Origin of the sequence: Natrinema pellirubrum DSM 15624, assembly GCF_000230735.2 — an archaeon.
Classification (GTDB): domain Archaea; phylum Halobacteriota; class Halobacteria; order Halobacteriales; family Natrialbaceae; genus Natrinema; species Natrinema pellirubrum.
On sequence record NC_019962.1, the window covers coordinates 2,224,086 to 2,243,352 of the forward strand.

A 19,267-nucleotide genomic window follows, 5' to 3' on the forward strand; every position below is an offset into this window, starting at 1 on the left:
GCCCGCGGCGTTCGTCGACCATGTATCTGAAGCGAAGACTCTCACGGCCCTACACGGACGCCATCGGACGGCAAACGACGGGGAACTAAGACGCCCGCCGCCCGAGAGTCGCGGGAATGACTGCCGACGAGATCACGCGCATCGACGTTGGCGGGGACGCGCCGGAAGGGACCAACAGCGCGTACCTCGTTGGCGATCGGGCCGTCGTCGACCCCGGACCGCCGACCGACCGCGCGTGGCGCGACCTCCGGACGGGCCTCGAGCGAGCCGGCGTCGAGCCGACGGCGATGGAATACGTCCTCGTGACCCACTGGCACGCGGATCACGCCGGAATCGCGCCGCGGCTGGCCGCGACAGCGGACGCGACGCTCGCGATGGGGGCCGGCGACGCGCCGCTGGTCGCCGACTACGCCCGTGAGCGCGAGCGCCGCCTCGAGCGCGACGCCGCGACGATGGACGCCTGGGGCGTGCCGGCCGACGCCGTCAGTGAGGTCATCGACGGCGACGCCGTCTCGGCGATGCCCGACGAGACATCCGTCGAGCGACTCGCAGACGGCGACCGGGTCGCGGGGCTCGAGGCGGTGGCGACGCCGGGACACACGCTCGGGCACACCGCCTTCGCCGGCGACGGATTCGTCCTGGTCGGCGACGCCGTCCTGCCGACCACCACGCCGAACGTCGGCGGGAGTGACACCCGGACCCTTCGCCCGACGGCGGTCAACCCGGCCAGATGCGACGATCCGGCGGCCGGTGGCGCGGCGATCGATCACGACCCATTGGCGGCGTTTCGGCGTACGCTCGAGCGACTCGCCGACCGGTCCGAGCGGCTCCTACCCGGCCACGGTACCGCCGTCGAGTCCGGACGCGTCGCCGAGATCCTGACCCATCACCGGGAGCGCTCCCGGCGGGTGTTCGCGGCGCTCGAACGACGCGGCACCGCGACCCCCTGGGACCTCGCCGGCGACCTGTTCGGTGACCTCGTGGGGATCCACGTCAAGTTCGGGGCCGGCGAAGCGGCGGCGCACCTGCGGACCCTCGAGCGGCAGGGACGGGTCGATCGCCTCGAGGATCCGCCCCGTCGCTACCGGCCCGTCGATCGGGAGCCGAGGACCCGAGAAACGGGCGTCTAGGGACTGATTACCGCCGCGGGAGACCACCGTGGGCCATCGGGTATCGGCTCGGGTCACATCACCGTTCGTGTCAGTTCGAGTAACCTGACAATAACGAACTGTGATATGCGTGACCGAACTGCTATGGGTGGATAAGCGGGGAGCGATTCCACGACCGGATCGACCGTACGAAAGACGCTCGAGGCGGTACTGCTCCGGAGCGACGGCCGGACGGTAATCGAGGAGTGTCGGCGGTGTGGAACGACGCTCGAGTCGGCCGCGACGTGTCCGGCCTGTGGCTGTGACGACATCGTCGAGTATCGGATCCAGTGACGACTACGGAGTCAGCGGAAAGCGCCGACGACGGCGTCGTCAGCGGGAGTCGATCGGGAGCAGGTCCGTCTCGATGCCGTCCCGCCGTCCGTCGAGGACGTCGAACCGCTCGCCACGTCGGCCCTCGAGCCAGTAGAGCAGTCGCTCGGCCCACTCGAGTTTGTGCGATTTCGCGTCATCGACCGCGGGATCATCGAAGTCCCAGCCGACGAAGATCAGATCGGCGGCCCCGAGGTGATCGGCGAGAAAGGTCGCTCGGTCGCCGTCGGTAAAGCCCCCAAAGTTCCGGACCGGTCCTGTCGGTGCGGCCTGGGTCGTTGGCAGGACGTACGCGTGGTCACACGCCGGAACGACGTCCCGAATAGCCTCGCGGTTGTCGCCGTGGCCGTGAACCGCGACCGGGACCCCCTGGTGGGTAAGTCGCTCGACGGTCCCGGGATTCTTGTCGAGGTCGGTCACCATACAGTCGGCGTCGATCCCGCGGCTCGCGAGCGTATCGACGGCGGTCGATGCGGCGAGGACGACGTCGGCCTGGCGCGCCCGCTCGAGGCTCCGATCGTCGGTCAGCGATGGGCCGGCCCCCGCGATTGCCACCGTCGCGTCCGGCCCGATCGGGAGTTCCGTCGGGTCGAACGACGTCTCGAGCAGCGATGCCAGCAGGTCGCGACCGCGCTCGTCGCCGGCCCGACCGTAGCCGAAATCCTCGAGGATGGCTGCATAGACCGGTTCCCACTCGTCGAACTCCATATGGGTACTCGCGGCGCTACCGGTTTGGACCTTCGGGACTCACTGCTGGTCGACGTAGGACCACAATAATTCCGTGATGTGGGCCGGGGGTCGCCTCCAAAGTACCCCTACCCGGGAGGCCGCCCGGCGTCCACTCTCCCATTTTGAAGCATCCGGTATAAGCTTTCTCTTAACGCAGCAGTTCTGACAGCTTCTCGCCGAGCGCGCCCAAACGGCCGTCACGGGACGCGAGATCCGCTGCAACGCCGGAAACCGACGTCGTCGATCCGACGAGCAGCAGTCGGGCGTCTGACGTGCGTTGGACGACTGCCCCGTGGTCGGCCGCGACCGCCGTCAATCGCTCCCCGGCGTCGGAATCGAGCCCGTCGATCTCGAGGAGTTGGGCCTGCCAGTCATCGGCGAAGTCGGGATCGACGCCGCGCTCTCGCAGTTGCGCCCGGAACTCGGCCGTCGAGTGGACGTCCAGTTGCGAGACGTCGATCCCCGCGACCGTCCCGGCCCGTCGCTCGGTGAACGCCTTCCCGATCAGGGCCGCGTCCCGCGTTTCGGCCACGTCGTGGGTCCGGATCACGTGTGCCCCCCGCTCGACGGCCATCGAGGTCGCGGCCAGACTCACCGGCAGCCGTTCCTCGGTCTCGCGGCCGGCGATTTCCCCGAGGAAGTTCTTCCGATTGATCGAGACCAGCATCGGCCGCTCGAGCGCCCGGAACTCCCGCAGACGCCGGAACGTCTCCTGATCGTCGGCGACCGTCTGGGCCTCGCTCCAACCGCCGAAGGCGGGATCGACGATCGTCTTGTCGGTCAGCCCGTTCTGTTTCAGCGCCTCGTAGACCTGATCGACGTAGTCCGCATCGGCCGCCCAGTCGGAAGACTTCCGAGACGACCAGTCGGTCTCCTCGACTGCGCCGGGGCGCTCGAGATCCGGCGGGCTGGCCATCTTCGCGACCGCGACGTCGTGGTCCTCGCAGACTGTCGGCATCTCGGGGTCGGCGAAGCCCGCGATGTCGTTGACCATGTCGAACCCCTGCGAGAGCGCCTCGTCGGCGACCTCGGCGTACCGGGTTTCGATGGAGAAGACAGCGTCGCCCGAGACGCTCTCGATCGTCTCGAGCGCGATATGGAGCCGCTCGAGTTCCTCCTCGGCCGAGAGGACGTCGAAGCGCTTGTTCGCGGACTCGAGACCGATGTCGACGATGTCGGCCCCTTCGCCGATCAGTTCCTCGTCGACGTAGCGGGCCGCGTCGCCGGGGTCGTCGTAGACGCTGGGATCGTAAGGAGACTCCTCGCTGACGTTCAATACGCCCATGATCCGGGGCGGGTGGTCGTCACCGATCCCTAGGCCGGCGGCGTCGACGTTGTGCATACCCGGTCTGAGGAAGCGAGGCAAAAAGGTATCGTGGTTCCGGCGAACCGCTATCGGTCCGCGGCGGAACGAACGGGCTCGGCCTCCGTTCGGCGACGGATCACGCCGTCTTCGGAACGCGCCGGGATGCTCGTCCTGACCCAGCGCGTGCCGTCGATCGTCACCGCCCGCTTGTCGGTCAGCGAGGGCAGATCAAGGGAGCCGTCCGCGACCGCCGCGCCGGTGACCGCGAGTTCGTCACCGGCACCCTCGTCGACGACTCGCGCTCGGACCCCGGGGAGGGGGTCGCCGATCGAGACGGACGCGACGTCGGCCGGCGTTCGCACGTGTGTCAGCCCGGTTTCGGGGAACCCGCACAGCCGAACCGCGTCGCCGGGATCACCGGCATCGCCGTGTTCCGCACCGAACGTCGCCCGCGTCGATTCGACGACGCGGAGTCCGCGGTCGTCGATGCCCCCGTTCGCGCGGAGATCGCGGTACTGACCCGGAGTGACGAACGTCCGATCGGCTTCGGTCGTCACGAGCAACGAGCGCAGCGTCGTCGGATCGGCAGTCGTGATCGGCCGGTATCGCCCGCCGTCGGTAAGCGTCGCGTTCGCCCCGTACATGAACTCGATCGGGTCCGAGAGGGGCACCGCGCTACGGTGGGACTCGAGGGGGTCGGAGCCGTCGCCGGGAGCGTCCGGCCGAGCGCTTGCGGCCGTGTGCAGGGATGCGTGCGTGTAGACGGCGGCGACGGGCGGGCGCTCGTCGCGATCGACGTAGGCGATCAGCGCCGGGTCCTCGTCCGCTCGCCGCACGACATCGATGCCGGTCCGCGAGTTCGAGCCGTTCATCCCGCCGTTGTCGAGGAAGTCGGCGAACGAGACCCCCATCCGGGTGTCGGCGTCGACGGTCACGGCGACGCGCAGCGATTCGCTGCCCGTCAGGAGGGGCATGATCGGGCTCGAGTCGGTCACGAGCGCCGTCGCCTCGGTGTCGCTCAGGACGTGTCGCACGTCTCGGTTCCCGTAGGTTGCGGGGAGCGTGACGGGAACGCAGCCGGCCCTGAGCGTGCCGTAGGCCGCGACGAGAACCGAGCGCGGATCGGCGACGTGAATTGCGACCCGATCGCCGGCCGTGATCTCCCGCTCCCCGAGGCCGCCCGCAAACGAGTCCGTGGCGGTCCAGAGCTGCGAAAACGTCATCGGATCCTCGCAATCGATTGCCGTCGCTCCGGGGTCGGTTCGCATCGCCGATCGGAGTTCGGTTACGAAATTCGTCATCTATCCGAACGGACGTGGTAAATATTCATAAGTATTTACTGCTAGCTGAATAGCTGGACATAAGTATAGTTTTATAGATTGTTAATAGAGATACGAGCGGATATCTTCCAGAATGTGTGGCGACAATCGAAAATCGTCCCAAAACCGCCGCTCACCAGTAGTCACGGTCCGCACAGGTCGCGACGATCGAGGTGCCCGTCGTCACTCCTCCTCGAGGACCGCCAGCCGCGAGTCACGCAGCAGTACCTTCTTGACGATCGAGGGGTTCTCGAGCAGGCGGTGTTTCGCGTGAGCGCCCCGGCCGCGTCCCCGACCCTCGCGCTCGGACTGGATTACGTTGAGGAAGTTCTGCTCCTGGAGGATCTCCTGGACCCGGCGCTCCGAGAGGACGTCGAAGTCGAGCCGGCGGGCGATCTCCTTGTACTGGTTGTAGATGATCTTCGTCGGGAACTCCTTTTCCTGGCTGTTCTCGGTGAGCAGGGTCAGCGAGTAGAGGATCGCCTTGGCCTGCTGGGGCGAGCCCTCGATGAGTTCGTTGAAGCGGTCGGCCTCGGTCTTTTCCTTGGCGTCGCGGACGTGGTCGGCCGTCACACGGGTGTCGTTTCGCTTCTTCGCGATCCGGCCAGCGTTCCGGAGGATGTCGATCGCCTTGCGCGCGTCGCCGTGTTCTTGGGCCGCGAGCGCGGCGGTCAACGGGATCACGTCGTCGGAGAGGACACCGTCGTGGAACGCGTCGCGGCGTTTCTCGAGGATTTCGACGAGTTGGTTGGCGTCGTACGGCGAGAAGACGAGTTCGTCCCGCGAGAGGCTGGACTTGACGCGTTCGGAGAGGTGATCGGGGAAGTCGATCTTGTTCGAGATGCCGATGATACCGATGCTCGAGTCCGAGATCCGGCGGTTCTCGCCGGCCCGGGAGAGCTTGCGCAACACTTCGTCGTCCTCGAGCATGTCGATCTCGTCTAAGATCACGATCGTCACGTCGGTGCAGTGATCGACGGCCTGCCAGAGGCGCTTGTAGTAGTCGCCGGTCCCGAGCCCCCGGTCGGGGACGGTGACCCCGCTCGCGTCGGGTTCGTTGACGATCTGAGCGATCGTCTTGACGATGGAGGCCTCGGTGTTCTGTTCCCCGCAGTCGATGAAGGCGTATTTCACGGTGACGTCGTCGTGTTCGGCCTCGGTGATTACGCGCTGGGTGACCGACCGCGAGATGAGCGACTTGCCGGTACCGGTCTTGCCGAAGATGAACAGGTGGTTGGGCTCGCTCCCGAAGATCGCCGGGTTCAGGGCGTCTGCAACCCGTTGCATCTGTTCGTCGCGACCGACGATCCGGTCCGGCCCGGGCAGGTGCGTGATCTCGAGCAGACGCTCGTCGGCGAAGACGGGGTCGTCGTACCGAAAGAGCGGATCTCGATCGTCGTTGGCGGCCATTGCAGTGGCCGGCCTTTTCAACTCGACTGAAATAAAGCTGTGGAGATCGATCGCGGATGTAAACACGTCGGGTAAGCGACTCGAGCGCCCGTTTTCGACTACCTGACCGTCCGTCCAGCGATCCGCCGCCCTCGCGCTTCTAACGCTAAAACCGATCGATTCACACGACGGGCACCCCCATCGCGGGTGTAAAACCGGCGCGTTCGATCACGAAAACCCCAGTACCGACCGATTCAGAGAACTGTGTCGCGGTCACTGCGTGTGGTCCGAATCCGAGACTGCAGTCGAAACCGCATCGCTACAGCGGTCGAACGTTCGAATCGGGATTCGCTCGAGGGGGCACACCCCGGTCGCGTTTGTAACGGGAAACGAGTGGGGTGGTCCGATCAGTATTGCCCGATTTGGGCCGTATGAGGCGAACTATCGAACTGTCTTTCATCCGCGACAGAGGTGTGTTCATGAACAGAACCCCCACTCGCAATCACGGTTACAAACGCGAGGGGGGTGTGTCCCTCTCTCACTAATTCCAATCCAACCCGTACAGGGCGATACTGGACGAGAACGATCCGGTTGTACCGGCACAATCAACGGAGAGTCGACGGGGCCACGACTTCGATAGGACCCACAGTCACGGAAACACACTGTCGGAACACTACGATGGGGAGACCGTTCTATCGGACGACCATGTCTCTAGTCTAGTAGTCTCTAGTCTAGTAGTATTTCTAGACTAGTATATCTAATAGCCTCAGCTTTGCACGTTGAAGTAGGAGCGTGACGTAGGCGGTGGCAAAGACGGATGATGCCGATTACGGACTTCTTGTCGTGTACGCGTGCGTTCGACGAGTTCGAGTCGCTGTCTCCAGCACAACGTCATCACGCCAAAACCTACGCCACAGGTCTTGTTGCGGCCAGCAACAAGACCGTGGCGGGCATCGCACGCGAAGTCCTTCCAGCCAACAGCAAACGCGCTCTCAACAAGTTCCTCACCGAGTACGACTGGGACGAACAGCAGTTCAACCACGAACGCCTTGAAGAACTCCAGAAACACGGTGAAACACGCTGGTCAACGGATGGCTACATTATCCTCGACGACACGATCACCGAGAAAGCCGGGGACGAAGTCCCCGGCGTCGGCCACTTCTACGATCACGCCGAAGGTGACACTGTCTGGGGGCAAGACCTCATCTACGCCTTCTACGCTGACGACAAAACCGCTTACCCGCTCACCTTCCGCCTCTACGAAAAGCAAGACGAGGATGACCAAGACCACGACACCAAGTACGACCTCGCCCGCGAGATCATCACCGAACTCGAAGAAGAGGTAGGTGTGCCTGCGAACACCTACCTCTTCGACTCGTGGTTCGCTCACGATTCTGGCCTTCCTGAACACATCGAATCCTACGGCAAGGACTGGATCGGCCCGCTCCGGAGCAATCGACAGGTGACTTACGCCGGCAAAGAGCTCCGCGTCGATGCGCTGGAAGAGCGCATCGACACGGTTGAGCGCGATATTGACGACGAAACCTATCACATCTGGACGAAGAAGCTTCCCGTCTCCCAGTTGGGAGACGTGAAGCTGGTCATCGCAGAGAAAGAGACCGACGGAGACGAAGATAACCCGATCAAGTACCTCGCTACGAACAAGACCGACGCACCAACCGCCCACATCATTCGCTCCTACGGGATGCGCTGGCGCATCGAGACGTTCTTCGAGGACTCGAAGCAGGATCTCGGCTTGGGAGACTGCGAGCTGCAGACTGACGGAGGTGCCAGTCGCCACTGGCACCTCCTGATGGCTGCCTACAGTCTCGTTCGTCTTGATCCCGATTCGAGCGCCTTGGGAACGGTTCGCTCGAAGGCGTCATCGCTTCGAGCGAACCTCGAACACTCCCTGAAGGAAGCCGTCTACAACCTTCTCTCGTGGGTTCGAGACAATGATGACCGCGGTGTTGATGACCTTATGACCGAGATCGATCATCTCTTCGTTCACTCAACAACCGAGGCTAGCGTGCAAAGCTGAGTAATAGCTAGAGTAGGTGTCCTGAAACGGCAACTGGTCTGGCTCGAGCCACCACACGACAGCCGGTCGCGGCCAGTCACGAACGGACTCCTTTTTGCGGTCCCGACCACTACTCCGGCTATGAACCCACGTCTCGCTTCCGTCGCGTCGGTCGCATCCGTCCCGTCCGGCGGTTTCGGAACGGAGTTACCATCGAACTCGACGACAGCACTCCTCCGACGAGGCATCGAACGATTTCGCGTCTCGGTCGTCAGCTTTCCGAACCGATGAGTGAGGATGTCCCACCTACCGCGGACGCGACGGCGCGAACCGTGCCTGCCGTCGCCGTCGTCGACGCCCAGTCCCCGGGGAACGTTGGCACGATCGCCCGCTCGATGAAGAACTTCGGCTTCGAGGAGTTGCTGTTGATCGACCCGCCCGAACTCGATCCCGACGGCGAGGCCTACGGCTACGCGGGCCACGCTCGAGAGGACGTCCTACCCGAAGCCGAGGAGATCACGTTCGATCACCTCGTCGAGAACTACCACACGATCGGCTGTACGGCGGTGACCAACGAGGACGATCGCAGCCACACGCGATTTCCCTACTCGACCCCCGCGGAGTTGGCCGACCGACTGCCGACCGTCGAGGCACCGACCGCACTCGTGTTCGGCCGCGAGCGCGTCGGGCTGACCAACGAGGAACTCGCCCGGATCGACGAGATCTGTTCGATCCCCGCGAGCGCGGCCTACCCCGTCCTCAACCTCGGGCAGGCCGCGACCGTCACGCTCTACGAACTTCGGTCGCTCGCGCTCGAGAAAACACAGTTACCGGACGTCGAACGGGTTCGTGCCCCCGAGGCAACCGTCGACCGGCTCTATGGCCAGTGGGATGACCTGCTGACCGAGATCAACCACCCCGACGAGAAACGCGACAAGACGATGCGGATGCTCAGACGGGTGTTCGGTCGGGCGGACCTGACCGAACGCGAGGCCAACACCCTGCTCGGTCTCCTCCGGCGTGCGACCGAGCGGCCGGCCGAGGACTGACCGTTGAGGTGGCGCTCGGGCTGTCAACGCTGCTAAATATCGGCGATAACGGCCGGTACAATAATACGGTTTCAGTGACCATCACCTGACCATGACTACCTATCGCCGACGAGCGACGCTGGGACTACTTGGAACGGGGATGGCGTTGCTGGCCGGTTGTTCCGGATCGTCCGACGACGGTAACGGCTCCGACGACGACACCGAAGACGAGTCCGACGAATCGGCCGGTGACGCGGATATCGACGGTGAAAACGGTGACCTTCCCGCCTACGCCTCGATTCTCCCACAGAGCGACGACCCGTCGTACTTCTACGGTGCGATCGACGGCGCGACGCTCGATACCCTGCTCAACGACGAGGGTGCAGCCGAAGGCAACGAGCCGACGGATCCCCTGCTCGGGAACCCCGTCGTCATGGCAGTTCTGTTCAGCAACTTCGGCAGTCGCGCCTCCCGCCAGGCCTACGTGAACAACGACCAGACGGCTGCCGACGAGGGCGTGCTGGTCGACGCCAACGGCGTCTACGCCGTCAAGGGCCAGTACGATCGGGACGGGCTCGCCGCTGACCTCGAGTCGGCCGGCTACTCCGTCGAGACCGAAACCGACGCGTACGCCCTCTACAGCGACGGCGAGTCCGGCGAAGCCGTCGGCGTCTCCGAGGAAGTGTTCGCGGTCACCTCGCCGAACCCGAACGACGACGGGTTCGAGCCAGTCGCCGCCGTCGAACGCGTCCTCGAGACGGCCGTCGGCGAGCGGGAGCCGAAACACGCCGTCGACGAGGACTTCGAGTGGCTCCTTCGTGCCAGTTCGACCGACGGCATGGCGCTCTGTCGGTACACGGAAACCGAGGCGTTCGATCCCGCGACCCTCGGCAACGAACAGGTGTCCTCGGACAGCCTCGAGTTCGCCTTTGGCGCGTTCGAGGGGGCAAACGGCGTCCACCAACAGCTCTCGCTCGGCGACGGCGACGCGACCGCAAGCGCCGTCGTCACCTACGCCGACGAGGCCAGCGTCGACCGCGACCGCCTCGAGTCGGCGCTGGGAACCGACGCCGATGCGGTGACGTTCGAACAGGACGGACCGGCCGTCGCGGTCGACGCCGAGTACAGCGGCGACCTGGTCGAGGAGTAAACCTGCGAACGCGCCGGCGAGACGGCGGCGGATCCGTCGCGTTCGCGACCAAAACGGAGTCGTCGAGGGTACTGTGACTACGGGGCACGTGACTACGGGCCCCTATGACTGCGGCGGCGTCTGCTCTTCCGCCGCCGTCTTGGACGCCGTCACCTGGGCGACGTACCGCCCGGAGTCGGTCACCTGCCCGACCCAGCCGCAGTCGCCACAGGCAAACAGTCCCTGGCCGTCGATCAACTCCCCGCCGCAGTCGGGACACGGGTCCGAGATCGTCCCATCCGGCACACCGTCGGCGTCGGTCGCTGCTCCGGCATCGACCGGCTCGAGCGGGGTCGGCACCGCGCCGGTCCGAAGCGTCGCGATCGCCTCGTCGGTGGTGTAGGTCTCCTCGGTCCGCTCGTCGGTGTGCGGGAAGACCCCGACCAGATCGTCGTCCTCGTAGATCTCGAGACACAAAAGCGGCGTCACGAGCCGCTCGCGGGTCTCGCCGGTGATCTGTGAGGTCGTTTCCCGCTCCCGAAACGGCGGGCGGACGCTCACGCCGCGGCGATCGGCCCACTGCTCGAACCGTTCGTAGTTCTCGAGGACCGCCTGATGGGGGCTCTCTTCGGAGAGCGCGACCTCCTTGGGCCAACTCCGCAACAGCAGGTCGTCGATCGCTCCCTCGTCCTCGCAGGCTTGTAGCGTCTCGATCTGCTCGTCGATCGGCTCGAGAAGCAGGGGTGCGCGCACGTGACACACCACAGTACGGTCCGTATGGTCGGTTTTGCGCTGCATCGTTCTCAGTCAGGTTGTCGGGCAACGTGCGTGCTAATAACTGTTTCCGACGGTGCAGATACGGCCAGGACCCGATCGACCCGACGGGGCCGTCCGTGCGGTGGCAAACCGGTTAGTGCCTGCCTCGAGATTTGTCCGATCACGGAGTCGTGGAAGACGCTCCGTCGAGCGCCGAGCGAAGCACGGACCGCAGCGCCTTGCGTTTGATCATGACGAAGCCCGCGAGGATCGTCACGAGGCCGACGAGCGTGAGCGAGTCGACGAGATAGCCCAGCGCGACCCAGCTTACCCCCATCGCAACTACCGGCTCGGCGTAGCTGACCAGGATAACCTGCGTCGCACCGGTTCGCTCGAGCAGTTCGAAGTAGAGGAAGAACGCGAACACGCCGGAGACGAGCGTCAGGTAGCTAAACGAGAGGACCGTCGCCGACGTCAGTTCGATCGCTGCGACCGACTCCCCGCGCAGGAACGCCCAGCCGAGCAACACGCCGGCCCCGATGAGCATCGCCCACGCCTGGAGCGTCTCGATCGGGAGCGCCGAGTCGATCGGGCGCACGAGGACGCTCCCGAGCGCGAACGCGACGGCCGAGCCGAACACGAGGACAGCGCCGACGGTCACGTCGCTCCCGAGCGCGGCCGACGACGGCTGGACGACGGCGATCACGCCCACCAGACCGAGGACGAAGCCTGCGATCCCTGCAGGTGCCAGCCGCTCCTCCGGGAGTACCACGCCGGCGAACCCTGCCGTCAGGATCGGTGCCGTGCTAACGATCGTTGCCGCGACCGCGCCCGACACGTACAGTTCGCCGAGATACAACAGGCCGTGATAGAGCGCGATGACGAACGTGCCGGCGACGGTAACTGCCGCCCATTCCCCTCGGCCCGCGGGTCGAACCCGATCGTTCATCACGGCCGCGTATGCGAAGACGATCGTGCCCGCGATCGCGTAGCGAAGGCCGGCGAACAGGAGCGGCGGAACGTACTCGAGTCCGATCTCGATCGCGACGAACGAACTGCCCCAGCATAGCGCAAGTATCGAAAAGAGTGCCGCATCACGGCACCCATCTGGAATCCAATCGATTTTACTCATATCCTCTTCGAAAATCACGGTCGTATTTAGACCCTTCTACAATCGAGCGGTGTTTTGAGAATCAAGAACCACACATATGAATTCATTTCGAGTTGGACGCCGATAATCGTCCAGTAGTTGAAGAAATATACAATTACATAAGCCGGAAAACACATGTTGGTCGGGGCCGAACCTCGTCCACATGGACGAACGCGACGTGCGCCTCCTCAAGGCGATCGCCGAACTCGAGACGGGAAGTCCCGAACGGCTCCACGAGGCAACCGATATTCCGATCTCGACGATCCACTACCGTCTCAACAACCTCCGAGAGGAGGGCATCATCGAGAACGACCGCTACGACATCGATCTCGAGGCACTCGGACTGGGCGTCACCGTCCTGATCGAGGTTCACGCGGACTATCGGGGCTCCTACGAGACGTTCGCGGATCGGCTCCTGACCGTCGAGGGGGTCACGAACGTCTACTTCACGATGGGAGAGACGGACTTCATCGTCGTCGCACGCCTGAGCGACAGCGGCATGGTCGAACGCCTGATCGCCGAGTTCGAACAACTCGAGGGCGTCGAACGAACCGACTCGACGTTCGTCATCTCGGCGATCGAAGAACGGGACGCGCTCCAGAGTTACGAGTTAGAGACGCTGCTCGAGGAACTCGTCGACGAGTGAGAACCGCGGCGTCGGTAGCACTGCGCCTCGAGCGAGTTACGCTCGTTTCTGAATCTCCTCGCGCAGGAGTTCGCTCACGAGGTCACCGTCGGCCTTCCCGCGGAGCGCGCCCATGCACTCGCCCATGAGTCCGGAGAAGGCCTGCATGCCCTCCTCCTCGACTTGGCCCGCGTTGCGTTCGACGACCTCGACGACGGCCTCGCGGACTTCGTCCTCCTCTGCTCCGCCGAGTCCGGCGTCCTCGGCCGCTTCCTCGGCCGTCCGGTCCGGCTCCTCGGCCAGCGCCGCGAGCAGATCCGGGACGCCCTCGTTCGGCAGGTCGCCGTCCTCGACCAGCCGGAGAACGCCCTCGAGGTGGTCGCGGGTCAGGTTCTCGACGGCCGCGCCGTCACGGCGGACTTCGGTCAGCGTCGACTCGAGCGTCGTCGCGGCCAGCGTGGGATTGATCCCGTCGGCGACGACATCCTCGAACAGCGGCATATACTCGCCGTAGGCGACCTGTTCGGCCAGCCCCTCGCCGAGGTCGTACTCGTCCTGATACCGCTCGACCTTCTCGGTCAACAGTTCGGGCTCGGGCACCTCGCTCGGGTCGGGTTCGACCGGCGGCACGTCCGTCTCGGGGTACATCCGCGCCGCACCCGGCAGGGGGCGGAGATAGCGGGTCGTCCCGTCGTCGTTCGCGCCGCGGGTCTCCTCGGGGACGCCCTCGAGCGCGGTCTCGGCACGCTCGGCGGCGGCTTCGATCGCCGATTCCGCGATCTCGGTGTCGGCGGCGACGATGGCGACGGCGTCCTCGGGGCCGGCACCGACGGCAGCACGCAGGTCGGTGACCTCGTCCTCGGTGACGCCGTACGCCGGCAGTTCGTCGGTGTGGAAGATCCCGCCCGCGCCGTGGCGCTTGGCGTGATCGGAGAGTTCGGTCCCGAGCCGGCGGTCGGGGGCGATCTCGCGGCCGACGATCCCGTCGAAGCCGTAGAGCGGGACCGCCGTGACGGCACCGCCGGAGTTCAGCGCGCCCGAAATGACGCCGCTGTCGGTGTCCTCGAAGACCTCGGTCACGTCCTGCACCTCGCCGACCGACGCCTCACGCTCCTCCAGTTCGGCCGCGATCTCGACGAGTTCGGCCTGGCGGGCCACCTCGTTGCGGACGATGTCGTCGATGTCGTCGAGACTCTGGACGCCCTTGATCTCGACGCGGGCACCCTCCTCGATGGAGACGTTGACGTCCTGGCGGATCGTCCCCAGGCCGCGCTTGACCTTCCCGGTCGAGCGAAGCAGCATGCCGATCCGTTCGGCGGCCTCGAGGGCCTGCTCCGGCGTCGAGATGTCGGGACTCGTCCCGATCTCGACCAGCGGGATCCCGAGCCGGTCGAGGCTGTAGCGGACGCCGTCGTCGGTCTCCTCGACGCGCTGGGCGCTTTCCTCCTCGAGCATGAGGTCTTCGATGCCGACCGCTCCCGCACTGGTCTCGATCGCGCCGCCGGTGGCGATCAGCGACGAGCGCTGGAAGCCCGTCGTGTTCGAGCCGTCGACGACGATCTTGCGCATGACGTGGGCCTGGTCGACTGGACTCATGTCCATGAGCTGGGCGATCTCGAGGACGGTCTCGAGGGCTTCCTCGTCCAACTCGTGGGGCGGCTCGTCGTCCTCCTCGACGAGACAGGTCGTGTCGTAGGCGAGGTACTCGAACTCGCGGTCGACCATGCTCTCCTCGACAGCGGCGTCGTCGAGTTCGCCCAGTTCGCTCCGGGTGGGGTGGAGATAGCGCGAAAACGTTCGCGTCGACGCCTCGGGCTCGCGAAGCTCGGTCGGACACTGACAGAACAGCTTCGTCGCCGTGTCGAGTTGCTGGTGGATCTCCAGCCCGGCGACGAGTCCGAGCTCGTCGTAGTCGTACTCGGTCATTGGCGGCCACTCGGTGGCGGAGGGGTAAAAAACCGTCCAGTCCGCGCCGCCAGCCCGTCCACTCGGTGCCGGTGTCGCCGTCAGTCGTCGGGGGACTCCGCCGAGTCGGCCGGGGGCGACGACCGCGATCGTGACCGGTCCGACCCGACCGTCGACACCGCCTCGAGGACGCGACTGCCCGGCACCTCGAGCCCGCGTTCACGATACCGTTCGTAGCGCTCTCGCGCTTCGCCGCCGGCGAAGTTCCGATCGGCGAACGGCCGCGTCTCCACCAGCACGAGCGAGTCCGTCTCGTCGAGTGGGTCGAGCAGCGACTGGGTTCCAGCCCCGACGACGAAATCCGCGAGAACTGCCGTCCCGGCTGCCCGAATCAGCGACTCGACGCTCTCTAACTCCGCGCTACTCGGCCGGGCGAACGGCTCGGTCTCGACGGTTTTGACGCCGAGCGAGTGGGCAGTCTCCGCCGCCGCGTCGCCGCTCGAGACCGGGCCGACCGAGACGCCGACGCCTGCGGCCTCGAGGCGGGCGATGACACCGGCCGCGGCGGTGCCGGCTCCCAAGACGTGGACCCGGTCCGGCAGCGGCCCCGCCTCGCGGTCGGCCGCGAACGCGGTCACCGTCTCGGTCCCGGTCACCGGACTCGGCGTCACGACCGCGTTCGCGTCGAACGAATCCGCGAGCGCCTCCCGCGTCAACACGCTCGAGGGCGGGCCGTCCGCCGCGACCTGTCCGTCCGCGAGCAACACGAGCCGATCGCAGTAGCGGGCCGCCAGCTCGAGGTCGTGGATCGCCGCGACGACCGTTCGACCGCCCTCGACCAGCTCCCGGACCAACTCGAGCGTCTCGACCTGGTGGTTCACGTCGAGGCTCGCGGTCGGCTCATCCAACAGCATGACCGGGGTCTCCTGTGCGATCGCCCGCGCCAGCACGACTCGCTGGCGCTGGCCGCCGCTGACCTCGTCGATCGGTCGGTCGGCCAGTTCGGCGGTCCGGGTCCGCTCGAGGGCGCGCTCGACCGCGGCGCGGTCGTCGGGCGTCGCGGAGGAGAACCGGGAGCGATGTGGATGTCGGCCCATCTCGACGACATCCCGCACCGGGAACGAAAACGACAGCGTCGTGTCCTGTGGTACGACCGAGACGAGCCGGCTCGAGGCCCGCGAGGAGAGCCCGTGAACGTCGGTTCCGTCGACCTCGATCGAGCCCGAATCGGGCTCGAGCGCGCCGCTGATCAGCCGCAAAAGCGTGGTCTTGCCGGCCCCGTTGGGACCGACGAAGCCGACGAACTCGCCGGGCTCGATCGTCAGTGAGATGTCCTCGAGGACCTCGAGGTCGCCGAACGACAGCGAACAGTTCGCGATCGAGATCGACGCCGGCTCGAGGTCGGCTTCACGGGCGGGGTCGCGGTCGGCACCGGACCCGCGGTCGGCTGACGTCATACCGAGTACACCTCCCGACGCGTGAGCAGGAACAGGAAGAAGGGGGCACCGAGCGCCGCCGTGACGATGCCGACCGGGACCTCGGTCGGGCCGGCCGGCCACCGCGCGATCGTGTCCGTGACGACCAGAAACGACGCGCCGGCGAGCGCGCTCGTCGGGAACAGGATCCGGTGGTCCGGGCCGACGAGCAGCCGCATGATGTGGGGGACGACCAGCCCGACGAACCCGATAACGCCCGTGACGGCGACCCCCGCCGCGGTGACGACGCTCGCGAGCGCGAGTAGAACGAGTTTGGTCCGCTCGACCTCGACCCCGAGGTGGTGGGCGTCCTCCTCGCCGAGCAGGAGGACGTTCAGTTCCCGCGCGTACGTCGCCAGCACGAGCGCGCCGGCGAGCGACACCGGGAGTGCGAACGCGACGTCGTTCCAGCCCCGGTTCGCCAGGCTCCCCATCAACCAGACGACGGCTTCCCTGAGGCCGTCACCGCTGTGAATGAGCATGTACGAGATCATCGCGCCGAGAAAGGCCTGCACGGCGACGCCGGCGAGCAACAGTGTCGCGACCGGCGTCCGTCCGCCCTCGGTCGCGATCGCGTAGACGAGAAACGCCGTCGCGAGTGCGCCGACGAACGCGGCCAGATGGAGGCTGCCGAACGGGACGAGCGCGGGAAAGGCGATGGCCGCGACCGCGCCGGCCGCACCGCCCGAGGAGACGCCGATGATCGACGGATCAGCGAGCGGGTTCCGGAAGAACCCCTGCATCACCGTCCCCGCGGCGGCGAGCGCGAACCCGACCGTCGCGGCGAGGACGATCCGCGGCAGTCGCAATTGCACGACGATGTACTCGTGGGTCTCCTCGACGGGAAACGAGAACGCGGACGAAAACTCGAGAGCCGGCACCGGCACGGGCCATCCGAGCAGTGGTAGCGTCGTTGTTCCGGCCTCGATCCCGGACGGGACGGCGACGCCGTTGAGGATCGCCATCGCGACGGTCGCCGGCTCGATCCGGACCGGTCCGAGGGCGGCGCTGACGACGACGACGGTGACGAGCAACCCGCTCAGTCCTGCCGACCAGACCATCGTTCGGACCGATCGCTGCATCGGTCTCAACCTCGCTTGCAGTAGGCAAATATTTGTTGAAGTGGGGAGGACGTACTGAGGATGCGACGACAGCTAGCCGTCATCCTGACAGTTCTCCTCACTGTTTCGGCGATCGGGCCCGCCGTGGCCGGCGCCGGAACCGGGACTGGAGCAGCCGTACAAGACGCCGAGGTACAGTGTGACTATCCACGCACGATGACCGACGCGACCGGCGAGGACGTGACGATCGAGGACGAACCCGAGTCGGTCGTCACGCTCTATCCGGGCGACGCACAACTCGCCTACTCGATCGGTGCCGAGGACACGGTCATCGGGATGCCAGTCAGCCAGTACACCGAGTCGCTCGAGGCCGGCGACAGGACCGACATCACCGGCGACGACGGCTTGACTCCCGTCGCCGAGGAGATCATCAACCTGAACCCCGATGTCGTCCTCGCCGCAAATATCGCCCTGGGCAATGCTGACCTCCGCGAGCAACTCGAGGACGCCGGGATCACGGTCGTCGTCCTCGACCGGGCGACCTCGCTCGAGGACGTTCGCGAGAACGTCCGCGTGACCGGGCAGGTGACCGGCGAGTGCGACGGTGCCGAGGAGACGCTCCAGTGGATGAACGAGCGCCTCGAGATCTACGAGAACGCGCTCGAAAACGAGTCCGCACCGCTCGCGTACTACGACGGCGGCGAGAGCGGCGACACCCACGGCACGGAGACGTTCCAGCACGACGTGATGACGACGGCCGGTCTCACCAACCTGGCGGCCGAAACGGGTCAGGAAGGGTGGGGGCAGATGAACTCCGAGGTCGTCGTCGACGCGAACCCCGAGTGGATCGTCTACCCCGACCGGACGGAGTCGCCGCCATCGGCGGACGCCCTTCAGGGGACGACCGCCGTCAGTGAGGGCAAGGTCGTCGCCGTCGACGACAACGCGATGAGCCAACCCGGCCCCAACGTCGTCTACGCGATCGACACGCTCATCGAGGCGGTCCACCCCGAGGTGTACGACGATATCGAAGGCGACCTCGAGGCGGTCGACGGGGAGTACCGAGACGATGGCAACGAGTCGGACGGCGGATCGGAGAGCGACGGGGATAACGAGAGCGCTATCCCCGGTTTCGGCACTGCCGCCGCGCTGATCGCCCTGCTGGCCGCCGCCGGCTTCGTTGCCCGGCGACGATAGCGTCTCGGGTCCTTTCTCTCTCTCCCGTTCGATTCGCCGCGTCCCGCTGCGCCGACGTATCGTTTTGAAAAGGGTTTACTCGCCGGGCCGCACAGAAACGCCCATGGTCGAGAACGTCATCTGGCCCGCCTATCTCGATGCGGCCCTCTCGCGGGCCGAGGGACGGCGCGTGGCCGAGGATCTGGCGGTCGAGGAACCGACGGTCGACGAGATCGCGAAGGCCGTCCAGCAGATCGGGTACGACGCCACGATCGAGCGGGACAAGGCCTACTCGCGGGAACACTGGGCTGACCGGGGCCGGGTCGTCGTCCGTGGGGCCGACGACTCGACGAAGAACGACCTCGTTCAAGCCGTCGCGGCGTACGTCGTCGCGATGCGCGAGTGAGATGCGCCGGGTTGGAAGCGTCGTCCGCACCGCACAGGGCCTCGCGGTCCTCCGGGCGGACGAAACGGACGGCGACGCCCACCGCGACGAGATCGGGACGACGGTCCTCGACGACGACCTCGAGGCGATCGGCCGCGTGGTCGACGTCTTCGGCCCGGTCTCGCGGCCGTATCTGGCGGTGACGCCCGACGACGGCGTCCACTTGCCCGCACTGGTCGGGTCGACGCTGTACGCGCGGTAGCGGTCGCTTTTCTCGGAAACTCCTCGTCACCACCAGCCCCTCGAGTGAAAAAGCCGATATAAGCGGGGTTC

General features: G+C 66.0%; 17 protein-coding genes. 8 read left to right on the forward strand and 9 right to left on the reverse strand.

Annotation, left to right across the window (positions count from 1 at the left end):
- The first annotated feature begins 116 nt into the window (after positions 1-116).
- Positions 117-1,130, forward strand: a complete 1,014-nt coding sequence (locus NATPE_RS10720) for an MBL fold metallo-hydrolase (RefSeq protein WP_006180907.1) — start codon at positions 117-119, stop codon at positions 1,128-1,130.
- A 351-nt stretch (positions 1,131-1,481) separates the two neighbouring features.
- Here NATPE_RS10720 and NATPE_RS10725 read toward each other — a convergent pair whose 3' ends face one another.
- The 4 genes from NATPE_RS10725 to NATPE_RS10740 all read right to left on the reverse strand — a co-directional run bounded on the left by NATPE_RS10725 (position 1,482) and on the right by NATPE_RS10740 (position 6,245).
- Positions 1,482-2,189, reverse strand: coding sequence for a 6-hydroxymethylpterin diphosphokinase MptE-like protein (locus NATPE_RS10725; RefSeq protein ID WP_006180906.1), 708 nt, complete (start codon positions 2,187-2,189; stop codon positions 1,482-1,484).
- Between the two features lie 169 nt (positions 2,190-2,358).
- Positions 2,359-3,552: a dihydropteroate synthase gene (folP, locus tag NATPE_RS10730; RefSeq protein WP_006180905.1), complete on the reverse strand. Its 1,194-nt coding sequence runs from the start codon at positions 3,550-3,552 to the stop codon at positions 2,359-2,361.
- A 50-nt stretch (positions 3,553-3,602) separates the two neighbouring features.
- On the reverse strand, positions 3,603-4,817 hold the full coding sequence (locus NATPE_RS10735; protein WP_006180904.1) for an AMP-binding protein: 1,215 nt from the start codon (positions 4,815-4,817) through the stop codon (positions 3,603-3,605).
- Between the two features lie 201 nt (positions 4,818-5,018).
- The gene (locus NATPE_RS10740) at positions 5,019-6,245 is read right to left on the reverse strand and encodes a Cdc6/Cdc18 family protein (protein ID WP_006180903.1); all 1,227 of its coding nucleotides are present in this window, start codon (positions 6,243-6,245) and stop codon (positions 5,019-5,021) included.
- Between the two features lie 796 nt (positions 6,246-7,041).
- On the opposite strand from NATPE_RS10740, the gene NATPE_RS10745 reads away from it, so the two are divergent.
- The 3 genes from NATPE_RS10745 to NATPE_RS10755 all read left to right on the forward strand — a co-directional run bounded on the left by NATPE_RS10745 (position 7,042) and on the right by NATPE_RS10755 (position 10,422).
- A complete protein-coding gene (locus NATPE_RS10745; RefSeq protein ID WP_015298669.1) occupies positions 7,042-8,265 on the forward strand; it encodes an IS701-like element ISNpe1 family transposase in 1,224 nt (407 codons plus the stop codon).
- Between the two features lie 266 nt (positions 8,266-8,531).
- Entirely contained in the window at positions 8,532-9,293 is a 762-nt protein-coding gene (locus NATPE_RS10750; protein ID WP_006180902.1) for an RNA methyltransferase, read from the forward strand.
- Positions 9,294-9,384: 91 nt separating this feature from the next.
- Positions 9,385-10,422 carry a hypothetical protein gene (locus NATPE_RS10755; protein WP_015299042.1) on the forward strand — a complete coding sequence of 346 codons (1,038 nt, stop codon included), beginning with the start codon at positions 9,385-9,387 and terminating at the stop codon, positions 10,420-10,422.
- Between the two features lie 102 nt (positions 10,423-10,524).
- Here the strand turns inward: NATPE_RS10755 and NATPE_RS10760 are convergent, their stop codons facing one another.
- A complete protein-coding gene (locus tag NATPE_RS10760; protein WP_015299043.1) occupies positions 10,525-11,199 on the reverse strand; it encodes an HTH domain-containing protein in 675 nt (224 codons plus the stop codon).
- Positions 11,200-11,338: 139 nt separating this feature from the next.
- A complete protein-coding gene (locus NATPE_RS10765; RefSeq protein WP_006180899.1) occupies positions 11,339-12,289 on the reverse strand; it encodes a DMT family transporter in 951 nt (316 codons plus the stop codon).
- A gap of 181 nt (positions 12,290-12,470) precedes the next feature.
- Here NATPE_RS10765 and NATPE_RS10770 point away from each other — a divergent pair, with 181 nt between their 5' ends.
- Complete coding sequence (locus NATPE_RS10770; RefSeq protein WP_006180898.1) at positions 12,471-12,953, forward strand: Lrp/AsnC family transcriptional regulator; 483 nt, start codon at positions 12,471-12,473, stop codon at positions 12,951-12,953.
- 36 nt (positions 12,954-12,989) lie between these two features.
- Here the strand turns inward: NATPE_RS10770 and gatE are convergent, their stop codons facing one another.
- The 3 genes from gatE to btuC form a co-directional block, all read right to left on the reverse strand.
- Positions 12,990-14,858: a Glu-tRNA(Gln) amidotransferase subunit GatE gene (gene gatE / locus NATPE_RS10775; protein ID WP_006180897.1), complete on the reverse strand. Its 1,869-nt coding sequence runs from the start codon at positions 14,856-14,858 to the stop codon at positions 12,990-12,992.
- A gap of 80 nt (positions 14,859-14,938) precedes the next feature.
- On the reverse strand, positions 14,939-16,294 hold the full coding sequence (locus NATPE_RS10780) for a heme ABC transporter ATP-binding protein (RefSeq protein ID WP_006180896.1): 1,356 nt from the start codon (positions 16,292-16,294) through the stop codon (positions 14,939-14,941).
- Positions 16,291-17,394 carry a vitamin B12 ABC transporter permease BtuC gene (gene btuC / locus NATPE_RS10785; RefSeq protein ID WP_015299044.1) on the reverse strand — a complete coding sequence of 368 codons (1,104 nt, stop codon included), beginning with the start codon at positions 17,392-17,394 and terminating at the stop codon, positions 16,291-16,293. Before btuC ends, NATPE_RS10780 begins: the two co-directional genes overlap by 4 nt.
- Positions 17,395-17,454: 60 nt before the next feature.
- On the opposite strand from btuC, the gene NATPE_RS10790 reads away from it, so the two are divergent.
- From NATPE_RS10790 to NATPE_RS10800, 3 genes are all read left to right on the forward strand, one after another.
- On the forward strand, positions 17,455-18,570 hold the full coding sequence (locus NATPE_RS10790) for a PGF-CTERM-anchored ABC transporter substrate-binding protein (RefSeq protein WP_006180894.1): 1,116 nt from the start codon (positions 17,455-17,457) through the stop codon (positions 18,568-18,570).
- 103 nt (positions 18,571-18,673) lie between these two features.
- Entirely contained in the window at positions 18,674-18,955 is a 282-nt protein-coding gene (srp19, locus tag NATPE_RS10795) for a signal recognition particle subunit SRP19 (RefSeq protein ID WP_006180893.1), read from the forward strand.
- Between the two features lies 1 nt (position 18,956).
- A complete protein-coding gene (locus tag NATPE_RS10800; RefSeq protein WP_006180892.1) occupies positions 18,957-19,196 on the forward strand; it encodes an H/ACA ribonucleoprotein complex subunit GAR1 in 240 nt (79 codons plus the stop codon).
- Positions 19,197-19,267: the final 71 nt, after the last annotated feature.